Below are 22,236 nucleotides of genomic sequence, written 5' to 3'. Positions count from 1 at the left end.
CCTTTGGGGTATGATGTGAAAGGATATAGAGAATTCTATGGAAAATCTGATCTTCAGTCTCAATGCAACGATGCCGATCTTTCTTATGATGGTACTGGGCTATGCGCTGCACCAGATCGGCTGGCTTGATACAGATTTTGCAAGTAAGTTAAACAAGTTTGTATTTCTGATACCACTGCCGGTGAACCTGTTCGTGCAGGTATCGGCACTCGACATCCGCGAAGCCTGGGATACCCGTTTTGTCGTATTCTGCTTCGTCGCGACGCTGCTGAGCGTCCTCATCGCTGCACTTCTGTCACGGATGCTTCATAACCATGCAGAGCGCGGCGAATTTGTACAGGCGGCGTACCGTTCGAGTGCCTCCCTGATCGGGGTGGCTTTCATCGAGAATATCTATGGTACCGCCGGCATGGCGCCGCTTATGATCATCGGTGCGGTACCGCTTTATAATGTGATGGCCGTCGTGGCACTCAGCCTGACCGATCCGGAGAATACGGGACTCGATAAGAAGACGCTCTCAAAGACCGCCCGTGGTATCGTGACGAATCCGATCATCATCGGTATTCTGGTGGGTCTTCTCTGGTCGCTTCTCCGTATCCCGCAGCCGAAGATCCTGATCACGACCTGCAGCAAGGTCGGGGCACTCGGCACCCCGCTCGGCCTGATGGCGATGGGCGCGATGTTTGATTTTAAGAAGGCCTTCGGCAAGCTGGGTCCGGCCTTCGGAGCCACGTTCCTGAAGCTCATCGGCTTTAATATCCTCTTTCTGCCGATGGCGGTCGCGCTCGGCTTCCGTACCGAGAAGCTGGTGGCGATTCTCGTCATGCTCGGCTCTGCCACGACCGTGAGCTGCTATGTGATGGCGAGGAACATGCACCACGAGGGTACACTAACCTCGTCGGTGGTGATGCTGACGACGCTCTTCAGCGCGTTTTCCCTCACCTTCTGGCTGTGGCTCGTGAAGACGCTCGGACTGATCTGAACTTCCTTTATTTTTGCTGTATAAAAAAACCGCCGGTCATCGGCGGTTTTTGTTTATCAGTCGTTTTTAAAGTGGTTGATCAGGCAGCCGCTCATGAGGATTTCTCTTTCTTCCTCCGTCAGCGTGTCGAGCGTTGTGTGGATGGTTTTCTGCGTATATGCCGCACTGGCGTCGGCCATCGCCGCTTTCCGCTCCAAACACCTGTTGCATCGTTTCGATCAGGCCGCGCTCTGCCTCGCCGAGGTAAATGCTTTCCTTATAGACCGCATTGACTTCCCAGCAGTCCGGCGTCGGGCCGTAATTGTAAACACTGAAATTCGGATTCTGGAACGGCACGATGGCACGTTCCGGCACGATGGTTACGCCGAGACCGGAGGCCGCCAGCTGCGTTGCAGAGATGCAGCTCGATACCTCCATGATTTCCTTCGGCAGAAAATCAAAGCGACGAAAAATATCATCTACCTTTCGCCGGATGTACTGGCCGCGCTTCATGATGATGAACGGAAGATCCCGCAGCTTCCGAAGGTCGACCTCCGGAAGGTCTTCGAGGATGTTCGAGGCATCACGCGCCATACGTCCACCCGGGGAAACCAGCATCTCCTCCGCAATCATATCCTTTCCGGCGACGAGAAACAGACGCTCCGTATAGATGTACTCCGTCTTCACGCCCACCGGCAGATGATCTGTGCCTCCCGGCAGCACACAGAAAGCAATCTTATCATTTATGAGATTCGTGATAATCTCCTCGGATTTTGATTCCTGAAGATGGATCTCGATGTTCGGAAACTGTGCCCGGAACGGCCCGATCACCTTCGGCAGCATGTAGCCCGCCCGCTCCGTCGGGATGCCAATGTTGATGCGCCCTTTCTGCCCATGGCCGATATCTGCGAGCTCCCGCCGGAGATTATCCTTCAGCAGCATAATCTCCCGCGCTGTCTTCACATAGCGCTCACCGGCATAGGTCAGCGAGATCGGATTCGTCTTCCGGTCAAGCAGCTTCACCCCGAGATCCTCCTCCACCTTCGAGATGATGTAACTCAGGGAAGGCTGTGAAATATACAGCTTCTTCGCCGCTTCCGTCACGCTATGATGATCCGCCACCGCGATGATGTAGCTCAGCTCCCTGAAGTCCATACGCATGCCTCCGTCAGATAAATGTCAAAGTCTATTATATATTAAAACCTGTATTATTCATAGATTAATTCTATATGCTAGTATGGAATCGTACAAATCTCAAAATAAATAGTGCGTAATATCGAAGAAATCGTACGGTGATGGTATGATGAAGACGCAAAAGGGAGGGACAGTCATATGTTGATAACGGCTACGGAATTAAAGAGTAACCTGGGAAAGTATCTGATGCTTGCCAGAACGGAAGATATTTATATAACGCGTAATGGAAAAATCGTTGCAAAGCTGTCGAATCCACAGCAGGACAAAATTGACGTTGCAAAGTCTCTGTTCGGTGTGCTTCCAGCTGACATGACACTTGAAGAAGCAAGAGAGGAGCGACTGAATCAGATATGAATATTACAGCAAATCGTCCCTACCGGTTTTTACTCCGAAAGAATTTATCAGTCTCCTCGTAAGTCGTGAAGAAGGATGATGTACTAAAAACCGCCGTTTACCGGCGGTTTTTGCATGCTTACATCAGGATCTCATGCATCACATTCCGAAGCGCGAGTGTGGCTTTGCTGTGGTAGCGTCCTGGTGCCAGTGCCGTCGAGATCTCGATGGTACCACCATCCTTTCCGAGGGACAGGAACTCCGCGTTTCGGAAGTAGTGACGGGAACTGTAGTAGGTGAAGGCGAGCCCCTGCCCGGCGGCTCCGAGCGAGGAAGCCAGCAGGACCGACATGTTATCATTATACGTGATGGGCGTGAGCTCATTTTTCAGAAAGATACGACGGGCATATTGCCCGAGCATCGTATCCGTGCCACAGAGATTAAATTCATAGTTCGCCGCATCCTGAAGATCGACATACATCGGAATCCGCGAGGTTCCGCTGTGCTGCCGATTTTTTTTCGCCTTTTTCATGATCGGATGTGTCGGGCTCGTGATGAGACAGATCTCATCCGTCATCAGGTACTCCGCCTCGATCCGACTGTGTTTATCCGGGGTGGCCAGCAGGGCGAGATCGAGATCTCCATTCGTGAGGAGCTGCTCGAGCATACGCGTACGACCATCGACGACCTTCACATGGATGTTTGGATACTTCATATGAAAGGCATTCAGCACCGGCGGCAGCATATAGGATCCCCGAAATGTATTGATGCCGAGAATAACACTGCCGCTTTTCAGATTCGCTGTATCCTGCATCTCATCCTGGACGCGCTTGTACTCCGCCGTCGCTTTATAGGCATAGGAGAGTAGCAGCTCCCCCGCCTCCGTCGGACGCACACCACTCGCCGTGCGCACGAAGATCCGGTACCCAAGCGCCCGCTCATAATTCGAGAGAAACTGCGACAGACTCGACTGCGCCATATTGAGACGCTCCGCCGCCCGCGAAATACTCCTCTCCTCATAAATCGCAATCAGAAAATTAAGATCCTTCAGTTCCATTTGCTGGTCTCCAGATGAAATTTAGTAGTGATTATTAGTTATCTTGAATTAGCTTGAAAACATGCTTAATATCGATATTTCCGATATTAAGCATATCAAAATATCGGATTCTGCGATATGGCTTTTTAGGATACAATTCATATAACAGAAAGAATTCAAATGTTCATATTCAGCCAGGGGGACTCGAAGTACTGTGCTTCTGATGTGAGCCCTCCGAGTCCTCCGGCTGAACATAACGAAAACCCAAGGAGGTTCATATGGTAAAGTTACATGAGGGCGGCGTCTACCTGGTGCACGGAAGCGAGATCGTTCCGGCATCGGAGTCCGCAAGAGTCGAGCAGCTGACCGGAAAGGCGGCAAACCAGGAAGAGGCGAAGAAGGGCACGATTGCCTATGGTATCATGAAGTCTCACAATACGGCGGAGACCATGGATCAGCTGAAGATCAAGTTCGATGCGATGGTATCTCATGATATCACCTTCGTCGGCATCATCCAGACTGCACGTGCATCCGGTATGGAGAAGTTCCCGCTTCCATACGTGCTGACCTGCTGCCATAACTCACTCTGCGCGGTCGGTGGTACGATCAATGACGACGACCACTACTTCGGACTCTCCGCTGCAAAGAAGTACGGCGGAATCTACGTTCCACCTCATATCGCCGTATGTCATCAGTTCATGCGTGAGAACTTCGCCGGCTGCGGAAAGATGATCCTCGGCTCCGATTCCCATACCCGTTATGGTGCCCTCGGTACCATGGCGATCGGTGAGGGTGGCGGAGAGCTCAGTAAGCAGCTCCTCAAGCAGTCCTATGACGTCGCTTATCCGGGCGTGGTAGCCATCTACCTCACCGGTAAGCCACAGCCATTCGTCGGTCCGCACGATGTCGCACTTGCGATCGAGCGCGCGGTTTTCAAGAACGGTTATGTGAAGAATAAGGTGATGGAGTTCGTAGGCCCTGGCGTATCCAGCATGACGGCAGACTACCGTAACGGTGTCGATGTCATGACGACGGAGACCACCTGCCTGTCCTCTATCTGGAGAACCGATGCCGCAACGAAGGCGTTCCTTGACCAGCATCACAGAGGTGCAGAGTTTAAGGAGCTGAATCCGGCAGATGTCGCATACTATGACGGCTGCGTCGAGGTCGATCTTTCCAGCATCCGTCCGATGATCGCGCTTCCGTTCCATCCGTCGAACGCATACGAGATCAGCGAGCTCTATGATAACCTCGAGGACATCCTCCGTGCGACCGAGCAGGAAGCCGAGAAGGTCGCAGAGGGCAGAGCACACTTCACTCTCCTCGATAAGATCACCGCGGATCACCGTCTCCAGGTACAGCAGGGCATCATCGCCGGCTGTGCAGGCGGTAATTATACCAATGTCGTCGAGGCAGCGCATGCACTGAAGGGCAGAAACATTGGCGACAGCGAGTTCTATCTCAGCGTCTACCCGTCCTCGCAGCCGGTCTATACCGACCTCGACCGCAAGGGCCTGCTCGCAGACCTCATGGATGCGGGTGCCATCATCCGTTCCGCCTTCTGTGGACCTTGCTTCGGTGCAGGTGACACACCGGCGAACAACGCACTCTCGATCCGTCATACGACCCGTAACTTCCCGAACCGTGAGGGCTCGAAGCCGGGCGCAGGTCAGATGTCGGCCGTATGCCTCATGGACGCTCGTTCCATCGCCGCGACCGCAGCCAACGGCGGTAAGCTGACTTCTGCCGAGGAACTCGACTGCTGGGGCGATATCCCGGAGTATAACTACGATGATAAGGCATACCAGAACCGTGTATACCAGGGCTGGGGGAAGGCGGATCTCGAGTTGCCGCTTCGCTTCGGACCGAACATCAAGGACTGGCCGGAGCAGGAGGAGATGACCGACAACATCCTTCTGAAGGTCGCTTCGAAGATCCTCGATCCGGTTACCACGACCGATGAGCTCATCCCGTCCGGTGAGACCTCGTCCTATCGTTCGAACCCGCTCGGCCTCGCAGAGTTCACGCTTTCGAGACGTGATCCGGAGTACGTAGCCCGTGCGAAGGCAGTACGTGATCTCGAGGATGCACGTAAGGCCGGTAAGAACGCCGCTGAGGTAGAAGAGGTATTCAAGCTGATCCACCAGATCCCGGGCCAGGAGAACGTACAGGCTTCCGAGGTCGAGATCGGTTCCACCATCTACGCGAACAAGCCGGGTGACGGCTCTGCCCGTGAGCAGGCCGCTTCCTGCCAGCGTGTACTCGGTGCCCTCGCCAACATCACGAAGGAGTATGCAACCAAGCGTTACAGAAGTAACTGCATGAACTGGGGTATGGTCCCGTTCCACCTGAAGGGTGAGCCGGACAGCTTCGAGGTCGGCGACTACATCTACGTACCAGGCATCCGTCATGCACTCACGGAGAATAAACTCGACGATATCAAGGCTTATGTTCTGAAGAATGGTCAGGCGACCGAGATCGAGCTCTATGTCCTTCCGATGACCGAGAACGAGCGGAGAATCGTCATGGATGGCTGCCTTATCAACTTTAACAGGCTGGGCCATGCCAATGCTTAAATCACGCCATCATCACAGAGCCAGGGCGTTCTGAACTCGCTTCGGATGATGAAAAACGGGGAGATCCATGTCATCTCCCCGTTCGTGTATACAGAATTGTATAAATATAGGAACAACTTATGCCATCCATAATGATATAACTATTTTACTATGTCCCCCGACTGCTATATTATGGAATTACCACAAAAAATAAGAATTATCCGGCGCTCTGAAGGGTATAATTACTATAGCTTAAACACAGAAAAGCGTTGGTTAAGTCGAAACACGTAACTTATGGAGCTGCGGGAGCGATTGGGGGATCGCTTCTGCTGACAAGGAGGAAACTATGGAAATTAAGAAACCTGCTGTAGCGGGCACGATGGAATCCAGTGACTGCCAGGTAACGGTTGAGCCGGGAGACGGAAAGATCGATTTCACTCTCGATTCCGCAGTTGCACATCAGTTTGGTAACGAGATCCGCAAGGTCACCATGGAAACCCTGAAGAATCTGGGCATCGATAATGTCAAGATCTCCATCGTCGACAAGGGTGCACTCGACTGCACGATCAAGGCGCGTATCGAAGGTGCTGTATACCGTTCGGTAGATCAGTACACGAATTTACCATGGGGAGGTGCCATCCGATGATTGAGAATCCGAACAAGAAGAGACTGAGAAGATCCATGATGTTCCTGAACGCACAGAAGCCGTCACTCATCAAGGATCCGTACATCTACAAGTGTGATTCACTCATGCTGGACCTCGAGGATGCGGTTGCGGTAACCGCGAAGGATACCGCGCGTTTCTCACTCTACCATGCACTGACCACCATCGACTACCGTGGATCTGAGCGTGTCGTTCGTATCAACGGCCTCGATACCGACCTCTGGCAGGAGGATATCCGCTGCGTCGTAGCTGGAGGCGCGGATGTCATCCGTATCCCGAAGACCGAGTCGGCCGACATGGTACGTGCCGTAGAAGAGAAGGTCGTAGCAGCCGAGGAAGAGTTCGACCGTGAGCCGGGTTCCACCCTCATCATGTCTGCACTCGAGTCCTGCAAGGGCATCATGCATGCCTACGAGGTCTGCACCGCTTCAGACCGTATGATCGGTGTCGCTCTTTCTGGTGGTGACTACACAAAGGATCTGCAGACACACATCACCGGTACCGGCGTTGAGCTCATGGGTGCCCGTCAGCAGATGATCATCGCTGCACGTGCCGCTGGCGTACAGTGCTTCGATACCGTATGGACGAACCTCGATGACATGGAGGGCTTCCGTAAGGACGTTCAGATGATCCATGACATGGGCTTCGACGGAAAGTCCTGCATCAATCCTCGTCAGATCGATGTCGTGCATGAGATCTTCACACCGACCACAAAGGATATCATCTTCGCAGAGAAGGTAATTAAGGAAATCGATGACAAGAAGGCAAAGGGCATCGGTGTCTTCACCGTTGACGGTAAGATGATCGATATCGCTTTCTATGACGGCGCACAGAGAACCATCAAGCTCGCAAAGGCAGCCGGTGTGTATAAGGGGGATCTTTAATTATGATAAATGCAGTAGGAAGAGATATTCCGGAGGAGATTTTAAAGGCAACCGGTAAGGAAGTATTCCAGGGAACCCACCATTTCGACGGCCATGAGTATGAGACCGCTTCCCATAAGGTGAAGTGCGTGATCAATTCAAACGGCTCCAAGCTCGTAGATTCCATCCATGATGTACTCGTAAAGTGCGGCATCAAGGACGGTATGACCCTTTCCTTCCACCACCACTTCCGTAATGGTGACAAGGTGCTCAACATGGTCATGGAAGAGGTTCATGCCATGGGCATCAAGAACATCACGATCTGTGCTTCTTCCCTTGGCGGACAGAACGATCCGATCGTGTACATGCTCGACGATGGCACCATCACAAACATCGAGTCTTCCGGTGTGCGTGGTGAGATCGGTAAGGCGATTTCAAACGGTCGTCTTCAGGGACTTGCGATCATGCGTTCCCACGGTGCCCGTTCCAGAGCCATCATGAGCGGCGAGACCCACATCGACATCGCCTTCATCGGCGCACCAACCGCGGATGAGTATGGTAACCTGAACGCCAACGGCGGTAAGGCAGACTGTGGTGTGCTTTCCTACTCCGCAGTGGATGCAGAGTATGCAGATCGCGTAGTTGCGATCACCGATACACTGGTACCATTCCCGAACCTTCCTGCACAGATTTCTCAGGTGAAGGTCGATTATGTCGTAAAGGTCGACGAGATCGGTGATCCGACGAAGATCGCCACCGGCGCAGCGAAGCCGACGACGGATCAGAGAAAGCTGCTCATGGCGAAGTACTGCACAGACTTCGTTGTCAACACACCGTACTTCAAGGATGGCTTCTCCTACCAGACCGGTGTCGGCGGTGCTTCCATCGCTTCCACCAAGTACCTCGCAGAGATCATGCGTGAGCGGAATATCCACATGTCCTTCGGCGTCGGCGGTATCGCGAAGCCAATGTGTGACCTCCTCGAGGAAGGCCTCATCGGCTGCCTCGTGGATACCCAGGATTTCGACCAGGATGCGATCCGCTCCGCAGCGACCAATCCGCGTCACTTCTACATCACCGCAGATGAGTATGCAAACCCGTTCAACAAGGGCGCATACGTCAACAAGCTGGATTTCGTCATCCTCGCTGCACTTGAGGTCGATACACACTTTAACTGTAACGTGGTTGTAGGCTCTGACGGTGTCATCACCGGTGCACAGGGCGGACATCCGGATACGGCTGCCGGTGCGAAGTGCACCATCGTGATCGCTCCGATCATGCAGGGAAGAATCCCGACGATCTGCAGCGACTGTACGACCGTCACCACTCCGGGTGAGGATGTCGATGTCGTCGTAACCGATTATGGTATCGCCATCAATCCGAAGCGTCAGGATCTCATCGACGCTGTCGCTGGTAAGGGTCTTCCGATCAAGACCATCGAGGAGCTTCGTGACATCGCATACTCTATCACCGGTGAGCCGGAGAAGGTTCAGTTCGGTGATCGTGTTGTCGGTATCATCGAAGCACGTGACGGCTCTGTCATGGATGTCGTTCGTCAGATCAAGCCATTCGAGTTTAAAGACTGATCATACAGGACCTGAGTTTTGATTCGGGTCAGCAGATCATGACCTCTCCGTGCATAACACGGTCTTCTCATGAACGAAGGCGCTCTGGTTAGGGGGATAACTAGAGCGCTTTTTTCGTATCCGTCCATGCGGGCGCTGTGCAACGCCGTGCCGGGATGATTTCGAACGGAGGGATTTTCTTCGCCTCATATCCCTGTCGTGTGTTAGAATAGGCTGTAAACAGAAAGAAGAGGAGGCCTGCTATGGAAAGGAAACTTGATTTTACACATGAGGTGACAGTGCCGGAGATGCTGGCCGCGCGGGATCATCGGGTGGAGCAGCAGCGGGATTTCATCGCGCGCTTCCATCATCCGGTGATCTGCTTCATGCTGAACATCCCGGGCCCACATAAGGTGGGAGAGGATTTCTACTGGGCCTTCGAAACCGGGCTGCAGCGCATAGGGCACAGCCTCGACCAGAATGGTATCCGTATCGAAGCAGAGGAGAAGGACGTCGAGGTGACCGGATATGTGTATTACGCTTCCGTGGATGCGGAGGCGATCCGTGTGAAGGAACTCATGTGTCTCATCGAGGATGCGGACCGGCTCGGACGCATCTTCGACATCGACGTCATTCAGAAGGATGGACAGAAGGTGAGCCGCGAGGAGTTCGGCATGCCACCGCGGAAGTGCCTCATGTGTGAAGAGGAGGCGCATCTCTGTGCACGAAATCGAACCCATGCGGTGCCGGAGATGGTCGCGGAGATCCACCGCATCATCGAACAGGCGAGAGGCTGAGAGCTGATCAGTGACGAGTGTAGTGGAGACGATAGGGACGCTCGGGAAGTGGCAGATCATCTGGATCGATGGAGCGCACGCTGCGTGCGCAGGATGAGGAGGGCAGATGTGAGGACAGGAACAGACAGAAACCCGGCAGCACGTGCGGCTCTTCTCGAGCGCATCGGCTGGCAGGTGCGGAACGCCCTGCTCGGCGAGGTCTATGCGACACCGAAGCCGGGCCTCGTGGATCGTCGGGATACCGGCGCGCATCGTGATATGAATTATGAGACCTTCCTCGCGAGCACGGAAGCCATCACACCGTACATGGTGCGCATGTTTGCGGAGGGGATGGATGCGACAGCAGTTGGCCATACGCCGGAAGAAGTATTCCGGGCGATTCGCGGCATCGGCCTCGAGGCGGAGCAGGCGATGTATGCGGCGACCGATGGCGTGAATACGCATAAGGGCATGATCTTCACCATGGGCATCGTGCTGGCGGCGGCGGGCATACTGTACGCACGCGCGGATACGACGAGCGAGCAGCTGGTGGAAAAAGAATTACAGCCGAGTGACGATGTGACGCCGGAAGCATTGGCTTCAGCGGATGTGCAGCCGATGGACGCTGCCGGAGAGTCGGTGATGCCGAGTTCGACCATCATCGCCGGGCAGATCACGGTGGATGCGATCCTCGACATGGCGCGTCAGATGACCGCACGGAGTATGGCGGAGGATTTCCGGAAGATGCTCGGGCACCCGCCGAAGACGCATGGGGAGCGGCTCTTTCAGGCGTATGGGGAGCGGGGCATCCGCGGACAGGCGATGGAGGGCTTTCCGATCCTCCGGGATACCGCCGTGCCATGGCTGCGTCGTTTTCGGAATCTGAGCAGTGATGAGGCGCTGCAGCAGGCCTTCGCTGCGCATGCGACGCTCCGCCGCGGACTCCTGCAGGATACCGGCAGCATGCACGCCGAGCATTTCGAGAATGCGGTGCATGTCAGCACACTGATCGCGATTATGTCGGTGCTGAACGACACGAACGTGTTCATCCGAAGCTCCTATGAGGATATGTGCTGGCTGCAGGCAGAAAGCAGTACGATCCTCGACATGGGTGCGATGTTTACGGAGGAGGGTGTGCGGGCGATCGAAGCACTGAACATGGCCTGCATCGAAAAGAACATCAGCCCGGGGGGCGCTGCGGATATCCTCGCGGTAGCGATCCTGCTTTTGAAACTGTAAAGAGGTAATTATGTCAGATACAACGTATGCGATCTCATCGGTCGGTCCGGGTGACCGCTACATACAGGCAGAGGTGGACGCGCTCCTCGAGCGGGAGGGTATCCACCGGGATCAGCATCTCGACTATACGGCTGCGATGCTCGACGAGGACTATCATGTCATCGCGACTGGCAGCCTGTTCGGAAACACCCTCCGTTGTATGGCGGTGAGCTCCGATCACCAGGGCGAGTCCCTCATGAACGCGATCGTTTCCCATCTCGTCGAGGTGCAGTACAGCCGTGGAAACTACCATCTCTTCCTGTATACGAAGTGTGATTCCGCGCGCTTCTTCGGAAACCTCGGCTTCTATGAGATCACGCGCGTGCCGGAGGAGAACATCGTCTTCATGGAGAATAAGCGGACCGGCTTCCGGGATTACCTCGCGGCGCTTCAGCGGGAGACGCAGCAGGTGGAGATCACCGCCCGGGATGAGGCCAATGCAGGCGAGCCGGATCCGTCGCACCCGGCCGAAGCCGTTGTGCTCCCGGGAGGGTCATGTGCAGTCGGCCCTGCAGCATTGAACCAGAGCGGACGTGTCGGGGCGATCGTCATGAACGCGAATCCGTTTACCCTCGGGCACCGCTACCTCGTCGAGCAGGCGCGGACGGCCTGTGGGGTCCTGCATCTGTTTATGGTGTCGGAGGATGTGAGCCTCGTACCGTTTTCCGTGCGGAAGAAGCTGATAATTGAAGGAACGAAGGATATCCCGGGCATCGTTTACCATGAAGCCGGCTCATATATCATCAGCTCCGCGACCTTTCCGGCGTACTTCCAGAAGGGAGACAACGCGGTGATCCGAAGCCAGGCGGGCATCGATGCACAGATTTTCACACAGATCGCGGCGGCGCTCGGCATCACGGATCGCTTCGTCGGGGATGAACCGACGTCGGTGGTGACGGGCATCTATAATGAAATCCTGTCGACGGCGCTGCCGGAGGCCGGCGTGGCGTGTCACATCATCCCGCGGAAGGAAGCGGACGGAAAGGCCATTTCAGCCTCCACGGTACGGAGCTGCATCCATGATGGACGGCTCGAGGAGATCCGCGGCCTCGTGCCGGAAACGACCTACCGCTACTTCACATCGCCGGAAGCAGCACCCGTGATCGGGCGGATCCGGGCAGCAGAAGAGGTCGTACATTACTGATTGGTTTCGAAAATGGCAGCAGTTCAGACCGGCGGACCCGGAGGGACAGTCTCGAAGTACTGTGCCTCCGGGTCCGCCCTCCGGCCTCCTCGATCTGAACAGTTACGGAAAAACAGTGGAGAATAGGCCGGAAACCTAAGAAATGCTTGCATTGCTGATGTATTTATATTAAAATACATCAGTATTTTGTGAGCTTGGCGCATCCGAAGGGACGTTGATTCGGGCCTGAAAGTACGATTAGAATATAAAAACTTCATGTTTCCAGAATAGAGATATTTTGGTTTTTCATTTTAGGAGGATTTTATGGTATCAGCAGGTGATTTCAGAAACGGTGTCACACTTGAGATTGATGGTCAGGTTGTTCAGATCGTCGAGTTCCAGCATGTAAAGCCTGGTAAGGGCGCAGCTTTCGTAAGAACGAAGCTTAGAAACGTTATCAACGGTGGTGTAATCGAGCGTACATTCCGTCCGACCGAGAAGTTCCCGCCAGCACACATCGACCGTCAGGATATGCAGTATCTCTACGATGATGGTGACATGTACAACTTCATGAACCCGGAGACCTTCGAGCAGATTTCCCTTTCCCACGAGCAGATTTCAGATGAGATGAAGTTCGTAAAGGAGAACGAGACCGTTCGTGTAGACTCCTACCAGGGTAAGGTATTCGCTGTTGAGCCGCCTCTGAAGGTTACCCTCGAGGTTACCCACACGGAGCCGGGCGTAAAGGGCAACACCGCAACCGGTGCTCAGAAGCCGGCAACCCTTGAGACCGGTGCAGAGATCATGGTTCCGCTGTTCATCAACATCGGTGATAAGGTTATCGTATCTACCCAGACCGGTGAGTACGAGTCCCGCGGCTGATATCTGCGTGATCAGAACATATACGGAGCGATCCGTTTGTGAGAAGGTTTCCCAAACGGGAAGCCTTCTTTTTTTCGAGTTTATGGGGTCAGACCCCCTTACGAAATTCTTAAGAAACCGTCGATTCATGGGAGGCCGCGTCTCTCATGGCATAGTTAAAGGAGTATTGATTTGACTACGATTCTGAATGTTATCACCGACGCCGTGCGGACTGCGTTTGTGCTGGCCGGCTATGACGCAGAGCTCGGCCGCGTGTCGATTTCCAACCGTCCGGACCTCTGTGAGTACCAGTCGAACGGAGCGATGGCCGGTGCGAAGCAGTATCATAAGAAGCCGATGGATATCGCAGGCGAGGTGGTGGAGAAGCTGAAGACCATGCAGCAGGGCGATATCGTGATGTTCTCCGAGGTGTCTGCGGTGATGCCGGGCTTCATCAACCTGAACGTGTCCGAGGAGCTCACCACGAAGTATCTGAACGAGATGAACTTCCATGAGGACCTCGGTCTCGATGCCCATGAGGGAAAGAAGATCATCATCGACTACGGCGGAGCCAATGTGGCGAAGCCGCTCCATGTCGGCCACCTTCGTTCGGCCGTCATCGGTGAGGCGATCAAGCGGATGGCGATTCAGCAGGGCAATGATGTCATCGGTGACGTACATCTCGGTGACTGGGGTCTTCAGATGGGCCTCATCATCACGGAGCTCGAGGACCGCGGACAGCTCGATGCAGATCTCGAGATCTCCCAGCTGGAGGAGATCTATCCGTTCGCCTCTGCAAAGGCGAAGGCGAAGTATGAGGATGGCCCGCATAAGGGTGAGCTGATCAACCCGGAGTATGCCGAGCGTGCACATCAGGCGACGCTGAAGCTGCAGAATGGTGATCCGACCTACCGTGCGGTATGGAATAAAATCATGAAGGTTTCCATCGCGGATCTGAAGAAGAACTATGGAAACCTCGACGTTCACTTCGACCTCTGGAAGGGTGAGAGTGATGCGCAGCAGTACATTCCTGGTCTGATTCAGGAACTGATTGATAAAGGACTTGCGTATGAGTCCCAGGGCGCGCTGGTGGTGGATGTCGCGGAGGAGAGCGATGCGAAGGAGATTCCGCCATGCATGATCCGTAAGTCGGACGGTGCGGCACTGTATGCGACCTCTGACCTCGGCACCATCGTCGAGCGTGAGAAGCTGTATCATCCGGATGAGTACATCTACATCGCGGACAGCCGACAGTCTCTTCACTATACCCAGTTCTTCCGTGTGGCACGGAAGGCAGGCCTCGTACGTTCGGAGGAGGAGCTTCGCTTCATCGGCTTCGGTACGATGAACGGCAAGGACGGAAAGCCGTTTAAGACCCGCGAGGGTGGTGTGCTCCGTCTCGAGAAGCTGATCCAGGAGACGAATGAAAAGGTCCTCGAGCGTGTACGCGCATCCCGTGGTGAGGAGCTCAGCGAGGAGGAGGCAGCCGCCATCGCCGTTCGTGTCGGTCTCGCCGCACTGAAGTACGGTGATCTCTCGAATCAGGCGACGAAGGATTACATCTTCGACATCGATAAATTCACGTCCTTCGAGGGCAACACCGGTCCATACATCCTCTACACCATCGTACGGATCAACTCGATCCTTCGGAAGTTCATGCAGGAGCGTGGCGTAAGCGATGACGTGCATGTAAAGGATTATGTGAAGGCCCATGCGACCGACTTCCAGATCCTGCCGATGAAGGAGAAGTCTGCTCATGATGTACAGATGCTGCTGACCCGTTACCAGGATGAGATCAATGGTGCATGGAAGGACCTCGCGCCGCACCGCATCTGTTCCTATATCTATGCACTGGCGAACAACTTCAACAGTCTCTACCATGATGTGAAGTTCCTGAGCCTGCCGGAGAAGGAAAAGGAGAGCTGCATGGCGCTTCTGATGCTGACCTTCCGTGTACTGAGCACCTGCATCCATATACTGGGATTCGGTGCACCAGAGCGGATGTAATCGAGAATAAAGGAGAAGACAGAATATGAAATATTTCATTGCAAGTGATATCCACGGCTCTGCATACTGGTGCCGCAGGACCCTGGAGAAGTTCGAGAAGAGCGGCGCAGAGCGCCTGATCCTCCTCGGAGACATCCTCTATCACGGACCACGTAACGACCTTCCGCAGGAGTATGCACCGAAGGAGGTCATCGCGATGCTGAATCCGCTGAAGGACAGAATCTGGGCGGTACGTGGCAACTGTGAGGCGGAGGTCGATCAGATGGTGCTGCAGTTCCCGGTGATGGCGGATTATGCGATCCTCGCACTGAACGGTCATACGATTTTTGCGACCCATGGGCATCTTTTCGATGAGACGAAGCTTCCGCCACTGATGGCGGGCGATGCACTGCTGCATGGCCATACCCATCTTCTGAAGGCGGAGAAGCTGACGGCAGAGGATGGACGTACGTTCTTCCATCTGAATCCGGGCAGCACCTCCCTTCCGAAGGGTGGAAACCCGAATACCTATGCCATCCTCGATGAGGATATGTTCACGGTATATGACTTCGATGACCACACGATCGCCTCGATTTCACTGAATGCGTAAACGACATATTGACGAGATGTTTTATCGTACCCTTCGGCATATTCACGGCTGAAGGGTATTTTTTTAAGCCGAAGAAGTAGAATTTTGTCATATTCTGCGAGCTTATTGATAATTAATCTACAATCTGTTAAGATAAAAAAGGTTTTGGTTGTGCATAGTAAACAAAATGCACAACGTAATCGAATGGTTGGTATCATTATGCCAGCACAGGAAGAATGGGTCTTTCTGCCAGGGCATTCATATTATTTTAAAGGAGTAGAATTATGGCTGTGAATCGTTTCGTCTTAAATGGTATTTCTTATCATGGACATGGTGCAATCAAGGAGATCCCGGGTCTCATCAAGGCAAGAGGCTATCATAAGGCTTTCGTTGCATCCGATCCTGACCTCGTAAAGTTCGGCGTAACAGCCAAGGTGACGGATCTTCTGAAGGAGAACGGCATCGACTTCTTCCTGTATGATGACATCAAGCCGAACCCAACCATCGAGAACATCCAGCACGGTGTAGAGGCATACAAGTCCTGCGGCGCAGACTGCATGATCACCATCGGTGGTGGCTCTTCCATGGATACCGGTAAGGGCATCGGTATCGTCATCAACAACCCGGAGTTTGCAGATATCCGTTCGCTCGAGGGTGTCGCACCGACCAAGCATCGTACCGTATTCACCATCGCCGTTCCGACAACCGGTGGCACCGGCGCAGAGTCCACCATCAACTATGTCGTAACCGATGTTGAGAAGAAGAGAAAGTTCGTCTGCGTCGATGCAAACGATATCCCGGATATCGCCGTCGTTGATCCGGATATGATGTCCTCCATGCCGAAGGGCCTCACGGCTTCGACCGGTATGGACGCGCTGACACATGCGATCGAAGGCTACACCACCAAGGGTGCATGGGAGCTCGCAGATGTACTCGACCTCGAGGCCATCAAGCTCATCGCAAAGAACCTTCGTAAGGCTGTAACGAACGATCCGGATGGACGTGAAGGTATGGCACTTGCACAGTATGTAACCGCGATGGCATACTCGAACGTAGGCCTCGGTATCGCACACTCCATGGCACATACCCTCGGCGCGGTTTATGACACACCGCACGGTGTTGCATGTGCGATGATGCTTCCGATCGTGATGGAGTTCAACCAGGAGTACACTGGCGAGAAGTTCAAGGCCATCGCAGAGGCCTTTGGTATCGACACGACCGGTATGGATGCAGCGACCTATCGTAAGGCGGCCATCGATGCCGTGAAGCAGCTCTCTGTAGATGTTGGCATCCCGACGAAGCTGGAGGCACTCAAGGAAGAGGATCTTCCGTTCCTGTGTGAGTCCGCTGCCGCTGATGCATGTGCACCTGGTAACCCGAGAGAGGCAAGCATCGCTGACTTCGAAGCTATGTTCAGAAAGTTAATGTAAATATTCCCCCCGGAGTTTTCTCCGGGGGCTTTTTTGTGCTACCATAGGCATCAGAGTTTATCAGAAAGAAAAGGCCAGATGATGATGAAAAAAGCATGGAAATACAGGATGATCCCGGTAGCCCTGATGCTGCTCCTGTCCGGATGTGGACACTTTACGGAGCTTGTGGAGCATGTCGCGTCGAAGCAGGAGACGACGGCGGAAGAAACGCAGGCGATCCTGGAAACGACCATCCCGGCGGAACAGGTCGTGGAGCCGGCAGATTCAGATGCGATGCGGATCGAGCTTTCCCAGGGGGCAGCAGCCCTCGGCTTCGCGCATCTCATGGAGGAGTCCGAGCTGGGTGCGACACAGGGAGACTACCATTTCGATTTGAAGAGCAGTGAAGCAGAGGTCCTGTCGGACTTCATCACCGGAGCGGCGGATGTCGCGGTCCTTTCACCGGAAAGTGCAGCACGGGCCTACCATGATGCGAAGGACGGTGCGGTCATCGTCAATATCAATGCAGGCAACGAGCTGTACTGCATCACCGGCAACAGCGAACTGAAGAGCTTTCAGGGACTGAAGGGACAGACCGTACTGAGCGTCGGACAGGGCGAGCAGCCGGAGTATGTGCTTCGGTACCTGAAGAGTCAATATGGCACGCAGTTCGATGTACAGTATACGAGCATCGAGGACATCACGGCGCAGCTTACGGCGGATCCGTCGAAGGCCGCCATCGTCGCAGAGCCGGATGCCTCGAGCCTTCTGGCCGGCGTGCCGGGTACCGTGCGTGCGTTTTCACTGAAGGACAGCTGGGAGAATGTCACCGCGACTGGCAGCCTGATCTCCAGTGTGACCCTCGTACACCGGAATGACTATGAGAATAAGCGCTCATCTGTAGATCATCTTCTTCGAGAGACCGCGATGTCGATCGTAAAGGCGGAGCGGGCTGCAAATCAGACGGCGAAGCTCGCCGGAAAGTTCGGTATCACACAGGCTGCGGTCGTTCCGCTGGCCCTCCCGTATGCGAATCTCAAGTGCATCACCGGTGACCAGATGAAGAGTCAGATCGGTGCCTACCTCATCGCCATCGCGGAGGCTGATTCGGCAGCCATCGGCCGCAGTATCCCAGGTGAAGACTTCTACTATGGATATGTTGTGACGGAGCCGGAGGAAAGCAGTTCCGTGAGTCGATACGATGATGCGGCATCCTATGGAAATGATTCAGAAGACGAAGATGAGGACGAGTACGAGAATACCGAATCGAAGAAGCGTGAGGACACAGATACAGAGCAGGATCAGAAGCAGGATGACATAAAGCGCGAAAATCATACAAAACGCGAAAACGAAACAGAAGAGGAGAGCGAGAAGAAAAAGAACGACGAAACGAAGGCGGAAAGCGAGAAGAAGGAAACGGAAAAGAAGCACGAAACCGAAAAGCACGTGGAGATCGAAGAGCCGCAGAAGCCGGCAGAAACCGCCGCTTCTCCTGCACCTAAGCCAGCCGCACCGGCCGGCCCGGATCCGTCCGCCGCACCCGCCGGCCCGGGCAGCCAGGCCCCGTCAGATGAGCTCCTCCCGGGAGGACCACTAGGCTGATGGATGCAACCTGGTCGCTGTGAAGCAAGGAGCCCCGGAGGGCAGTCACCGGAAACCATACGTAGAGGTCGTGAAGAATCAAAATCCCATCCCTTAGAAGTACTTGGAGTAATTTTTCCTTAGCACCCTCTGCAACGCTGAGTTTTCATGAAGAAAACTCAGTGATTGCAGAGGGCCTAGTACTTCTTAGGGATGGGATTTTAGAGTCTTCCGAACTCTGAGTACTGTGTTTCAGGTGACTGCCCTCCGGGGCTCCTTGCGTGGCATGCGACAGAGAAATTCCTATTGACAGCATATACCCCTAAGGGGTATATTGGTGTCGGCTAAATATACGGGGTGGGGGTATATCCCTACCGTGACTTGTACACAGAAAGAGGCATCTATGAAACAGTATATCGTGACCGGTATGAGCTGTGCAGCCTGCCAGGCGCGTGTCGAGAAGGCCGCGCGGGCAGTGCCGGGGGTGCGGGAGGCGACGGTCTCTCTGCTGACCAATACCCTCGCCGTCGAGGGCGATGCGGCACCGGAGGACATCATAAAGGCCGTGGTGAACGCGGGCTATGGCGCCAGCGAGAAGGGCGGGCATCCAGATGGAGGCATCCGCCCGAGAAGTAAACAGGATGTGGGGATGCAGGGGGCAGCCTGCTCCGCTGCGGGCTGCGGTCTCGATCCGATGGCGGCAGAGGAAGAGGCCCTGCGGGATCATGAGACGCCGAAGCTGAAGAAGCGTCTCCTTCAGTCCGTTCTGCTGCTCGCCGTGCTGATGTACTTCAGCATGGGCCATAATATGGCGGGCTGGCCGCTTCCGACTGTTTTTGAAAATCCGGTAAATGGTGCCATCGTACAGATGCTGCTCGCGCTCACCGTCATGTATATCAACCGGAAATTCTTCGTCGGTGGCTTCCGCTCGCTCCTTTACCGGGCGCCGAACATGGATGCCCTCGTCGCACTGGGCTCGAGTGCTGCTTTTCTGTATTCGCTGGTGGAGCTCTTTCTGATGAGCCTTGCGTTGGCGGGCGGACAGATGGAGACCGTGCATCACCTGCACCACAATCTGTATTTCGAAACCGCGGCGATGATTCCGGCGCTGATCACGGTCGGAAAAATGCTGGAAGCGATGTCGAAGGGACGGACGACGGATGCGCTTCGAAGTCTCATGAAGCTGGCACCGAAAACCGCGGTGCTGCTGCGGGATGGGAAGGAAGTGACGGTGCCGATCGCAGAGGTGCAGTCCGGGGATATCTTCGTGGTACGTCCGGGCGAGAGCATCCCGGTCGATGGCGTCATCCTCGAGGGCAGCAGTGCGGTCAATGAAGCCGCCCTCACCGGTGAGAGCATCCCGGTGGATAAGACCGTCGGTGATCCTGTATCCGCGGCGACCATCAACACGGATGGCTTCCTGAAGCTGCGGGCGACGCGTGTCGGAGAGGACACGACGCTCAGCCAGATCATCCGGATGGTGTCGGACGCAGCTGCGACGAAGGCACCGATCTCCCGGATCGCGGATCAGGTGGCCGGTATCTTCGTGCCGGCCGTGATCCTCGTTTCGCTGCTGACCTTCATCGCCTGGATGCTGGCCGGGAAGGGTGTGGAATTTGCGATTCCGCGAGCCGTCGCCGTGCTGGTGGTGTCCTGCCCGTGCGCGCTCGGCCTGGCGACACCGGTGGCCATCATGGTCGGCAGTGGACAGGGTGCACGAAACGGCATCCTGTTCAAGACGGCAGCGGCGCAGGAGCAGGCCGGTCGCATCGAGATCGTCGCGCTGGATAAAACCGGTACCATTACGTCGGGGCAGCCGGTGGTGACGGATGTTCTTCCGGCCGCCGGGGTATCGGCGGAAACGCTCCTGCAGCTGGCCCTCGACCTCGAGCAGTACTCCGAGCATCCACTGGCAGGTGCCATCGTGCGCTACGCGGAGACGCAGGCCATGACCCCACGCGTGGTGACGGAGTTCTCCGCATTGCCCGGCAACGGACTGCACGCGATGCAGGATGCGGCGGAGCTTTGCGGAGGTTCCTATACGTATATGAAGAAGCGCTTCAGTGTCACGGACGGGATGGAGCAGCAGTATGAGGCCCTCGCGGAGCAGGGAAAGACCCCGCTTTTCTTCGTGCGTGACGGGCATCCGGTGGGGATCATCGCGGTCGCGGACGCCATCAAGGAGGATTCCGCGCAGGCCATCGCAGAACTTCAGCATATGGGCATTGACGTCTATATGATCACGGGCGATAATGAAAAAACGGCGCGGGCCATCGCGCAGCAGGCTGGTGTCACACATGTCATCGCTGGTGTCCTGCCGGATGGAAAGGAAGCGGTGATCCGTCGACTGAAGACCGAGGGGCGTGTCGCGATGGTCGGAGACGGCATCAACGATGCGCCGGCCCTCACCCGCGCGGATCTCGGCATCGCGATCGGTGCCGGTGCAGATGTCGCGATCGATGCGGCGGATGTGGTACTGATGAAGAACCGGCTCACGGATGTGTCGGCGGCGATCCGTCTCGGGCGGGCGACCCTTCGGAACATCCATGAAAACCTGTTCTGGGCCTTCTTCTATAACGTGATCTGTATCCCGCTGGCGGCCGGCTTCTACACGGCTGTGCTGGGACTCGGATTCGAGATGAGCCCGATGGTCGGCGCGGCGGCGATGAGCCTGTCGAGCTTCACCGTATGTATGAATGCGTTGCGTCTCAACCTCTGTAAGGTACATGACGCTTCACAGGATAGAAAAATCAGAAAGAGAACGAAAAAGGAGAGTAAAAAGATGACAGAGACTGTAAATATCAAGGGTATGATGTGTGGACACTGTGAGGCCAGCGTAAAGAAGGCTCTCGAGAAGCTGGATGGTGTCGAGGAGGCCGTGGTTTCCCACACCAGTGGTACCGCAGAGCTGAAGCTGAGTGCGCCGGTTGACGATGCGGCGATTCAGAAGGCGATCGAGGCCCTCGATTTCGAGTTCGTATCGATCGTAAAGTAAACGCTGTGCCGCATGGGGCGGAGGACAATGCAGACGAGCGGGAGGGTAGTTGCCGCCCCGGGCGATGACGTTGGCCTCTGCTCTGTGTATGGCTGTCGAAAGCTTGTGGAAAGAGGAGGTGGAAACATGGCATGCTGCTGTGGACAGGATGAAAGCGGAAGACAGAAGCATAAGCCGCGGACGCCGGAGCAGGTGAAGTCGCTGGTGACGCGCCTGAACCGCATCGACGGGCAGATCCTCGGCATCAAAAAAATGATCGAGGAAAATCGGTACTGTCCGGATGTTCTGATGCAGGTCAGCGCCGTGCAGTCCTCGCTGAATTCCTTTAATAAGGAGCTGCTCGCGACGCATATCAAAACCTGCGTCGTCGATGACATCCGGGAGGGGAAGGAGGAAGCGGTGGACGAGCTCTGCGAGCTGCTGAAGAAAACGATGAAGTAGGCCCACGAGAGCGTCCGCTGGTGCCT

At 55.1% G+C, this 22,236-nt stretch carries 18 protein-coding genes; 16 read left to right on the top strand and 2 right to left on the bottom strand.

All coding sequences use genetic code 11. The features are described 5' to 3' along the window. The first annotated feature begins 37 nt into the window (after nucleotides 1–37). Nucleotides 38–982: an AEC family transporter gene (locus tag ACTNC3_RS00720; RefSeq protein ID WP_410042464.1), complete on the top strand. Its 945-nt coding sequence runs from the start codon at nucleotides 38–40 to the stop codon at nucleotides 980–982. 66 nt (nucleotides 983–1,048) lie between these two features. Here ACTNC3_RS00720 and ACTNC3_RS00715 read toward each other — a convergent pair whose 3' ends face one another. After that, complete coding sequence (locus ACTNC3_RS00715) at nucleotides 1,049–2,116, bottom strand: LysR family transcriptional regulator (RefSeq protein WP_441226147.1); 1,068 nt, start codon at nucleotides 2,114–2,116, stop codon at nucleotides 1,049–1,051. Between the two features lie 177 nt (nucleotides 2,117–2,293). Here ACTNC3_RS00715 and ACTNC3_RS00710 point away from each other — a divergent pair, with 177 nt between their 5' ends. Then, nucleotides 2,294–2,509 (top strand): type II toxin-antitoxin system Phd/YefM family antitoxin, encoded by a 216-nt coding sequence (locus tag ACTNC3_RS00710; protein ID WP_441226146.1) that lies wholly within the window; start codon nucleotides 2,294–2,296, stop codon nucleotides 2,507–2,509. 118 nt (nucleotides 2,510–2,627) lie between these two features. Here the strand turns inward: ACTNC3_RS00710 and ACTNC3_RS00705 are convergent, their stop codons facing one another. Beyond that, complete coding sequence (locus ACTNC3_RS00705) at nucleotides 2,628–3,545, bottom strand: LysR family transcriptional regulator (RefSeq protein WP_441226145.1); 918 nt, start codon at nucleotides 3,543–3,545, stop codon at nucleotides 2,628–2,630. 257 nt (nucleotides 3,546–3,802) lie between these two features. On the opposite strand from ACTNC3_RS00705, the gene ACTNC3_RS00700 reads away from it, so the two are divergent. The 14 genes from ACTNC3_RS00700 to ACTNC3_RS00635 all read left to right on the top strand — a co-directional run bounded on the left by ACTNC3_RS00700 (nucleotide 3,803) and on the right by ACTNC3_RS00635 (nucleotide 22,210). Beyond that, a complete protein-coding gene (locus ACTNC3_RS00700) occupies nucleotides 3,803–6,100 on the top strand; it encodes a hydratase (protein WP_441226144.1) in 2,298 nt (765 codons plus the stop codon). 325 nt (nucleotides 6,101–6,425) lie between these two features. Continuing rightward, nucleotides 6,426–6,725: a citrate lyase acyl carrier protein gene (gene citD / locus ACTNC3_RS00695; protein ID WP_441226143.1), complete on the top strand. Its 300-nt coding sequence runs from the start codon at nucleotides 6,426–6,428 to the stop codon at nucleotides 6,723–6,725. Beyond that, nucleotides 6,725–7,627 (top strand): aldolase/citrate lyase family protein, encoded by a 903-nt coding sequence (locus ACTNC3_RS00690; RefSeq protein ID WP_441226217.1) that lies wholly within the window; start codon nucleotides 6,725–6,727, stop codon nucleotides 7,625–7,627. The genes citD and ACTNC3_RS00690 overlap by 1 nt, the downstream gene beginning before the upstream one ends. Before the next feature lie 2 nt (nucleotides 7,628–7,629). After that, on the top strand, nucleotides 7,630–9,192 hold the full coding sequence (gene citF / locus ACTNC3_RS00685) for a citrate lyase subunit alpha (RefSeq protein ID WP_441226142.1): 1,563 nt from the start codon (nucleotides 7,630–7,632) through the stop codon (nucleotides 9,190–9,192). A gap of 242 nt (nucleotides 9,193–9,434) precedes the next feature. After that, on the top strand, nucleotides 9,435–9,968 hold the full coding sequence (gene citX / locus ACTNC3_RS00680) for a citrate lyase holo-[acyl-carrier protein] synthase (RefSeq protein ID WP_441226141.1): 534 nt from the start codon (nucleotides 9,435–9,437) through the stop codon (nucleotides 9,966–9,968). A 108-nt stretch (nucleotides 9,969–10,076) separates the two neighbouring features. Continuing rightward, nucleotides 10,077–11,186 carry a triphosphoribosyl-dephospho-CoA synthase gene (locus tag ACTNC3_RS00675; protein WP_441226140.1) on the top strand — a complete coding sequence of 370 codons (1,110 nt, stop codon included), beginning with the start codon at nucleotides 10,077–10,079 and terminating at the stop codon, nucleotides 11,184–11,186. A gap of 10 nt (nucleotides 11,187–11,196) precedes the next feature. Continuing rightward, nucleotides 11,197–12,369: a [citrate (pro-3S)-lyase] ligase gene (locus ACTNC3_RS00670; RefSeq protein ID WP_441226139.1), complete on the top strand. Its 1,173-nt coding sequence runs from the start codon at nucleotides 11,197–11,199 to the stop codon at nucleotides 12,367–12,369. 303 nt (nucleotides 12,370–12,672) lie between these two features. After that, on the top strand, nucleotides 12,673–13,230 hold the full coding sequence (efp, locus tag ACTNC3_RS00665; RefSeq protein ID WP_410042475.1) for an elongation factor P: 558 nt from the start codon (nucleotides 12,673–12,675) through the stop codon (nucleotides 13,228–13,230). A 171-nt stretch (nucleotides 13,231–13,401) separates the two neighbouring features. Next, entirely contained in the window at nucleotides 13,402–15,216 is a 1,815-nt protein-coding gene (gene argS / locus ACTNC3_RS00660; protein WP_441226138.1) for an arginine--tRNA ligase, read from the top strand. Nucleotides 15,217–15,241: 25 nt separating this feature from the next. Further along, a complete protein-coding gene (yfcE, locus tag ACTNC3_RS00655; RefSeq protein WP_410042477.1) occupies nucleotides 15,242–15,805 on the top strand; it encodes a phosphodiesterase in 564 nt (187 codons plus the stop codon). 263 nt (nucleotides 15,806–16,068) lie between these two features. After that, nucleotides 16,069–17,214 (top strand): lactaldehyde reductase, encoded by a 1,146-nt coding sequence (fucO, locus tag ACTNC3_RS00650; protein ID WP_410042478.1) that lies wholly within the window; start codon nucleotides 16,069–16,071, stop codon nucleotides 17,212–17,214. A gap of 78 nt (nucleotides 17,215–17,292) precedes the next feature. Next, on the top strand, nucleotides 17,293–18,795 hold the full coding sequence (locus tag ACTNC3_RS00645) for a hypothetical protein (protein WP_441226137.1): 1,503 nt from the start codon (nucleotides 17,293–17,295) through the stop codon (nucleotides 18,793–18,795). Nucleotides 18,796–19,177: 382 nt separating this feature from the next. Further along, complete coding sequence (locus ACTNC3_RS00640; RefSeq protein WP_441226136.1) at nucleotides 19,178–21,769, top strand: heavy metal translocating P-type ATPase; 2,592 nt, start codon at nucleotides 19,178–19,180, stop codon at nucleotides 21,767–21,769. 126 nt (nucleotides 21,770–21,895) lie between these two features. Then, nucleotides 21,896–22,210, top strand: coding sequence for a metal-sensing transcriptional repressor (locus ACTNC3_RS00635; protein ID WP_410042481.1), 315 nt, complete (start codon nucleotides 21,896–21,898; stop codon nucleotides 22,208–22,210). The last annotated feature ends 26 nt before the right edge of the window (nucleotides 22,211–22,236 follow it).

It is taken from the genome of Oribacterium sp. HCP3S3_B9 (assembly GCF_052064255.1).
In the GTDB taxonomy this organism is placed as follows: Bacteria; Bacillota; Clostridia; order Lachnospirales; family Lachnospiraceae; genus Oribacterium.
Note: the sequence above shows the minus strand (reverse complement) of the source record. Positions and strands in the feature narration are given on the sequence as shown.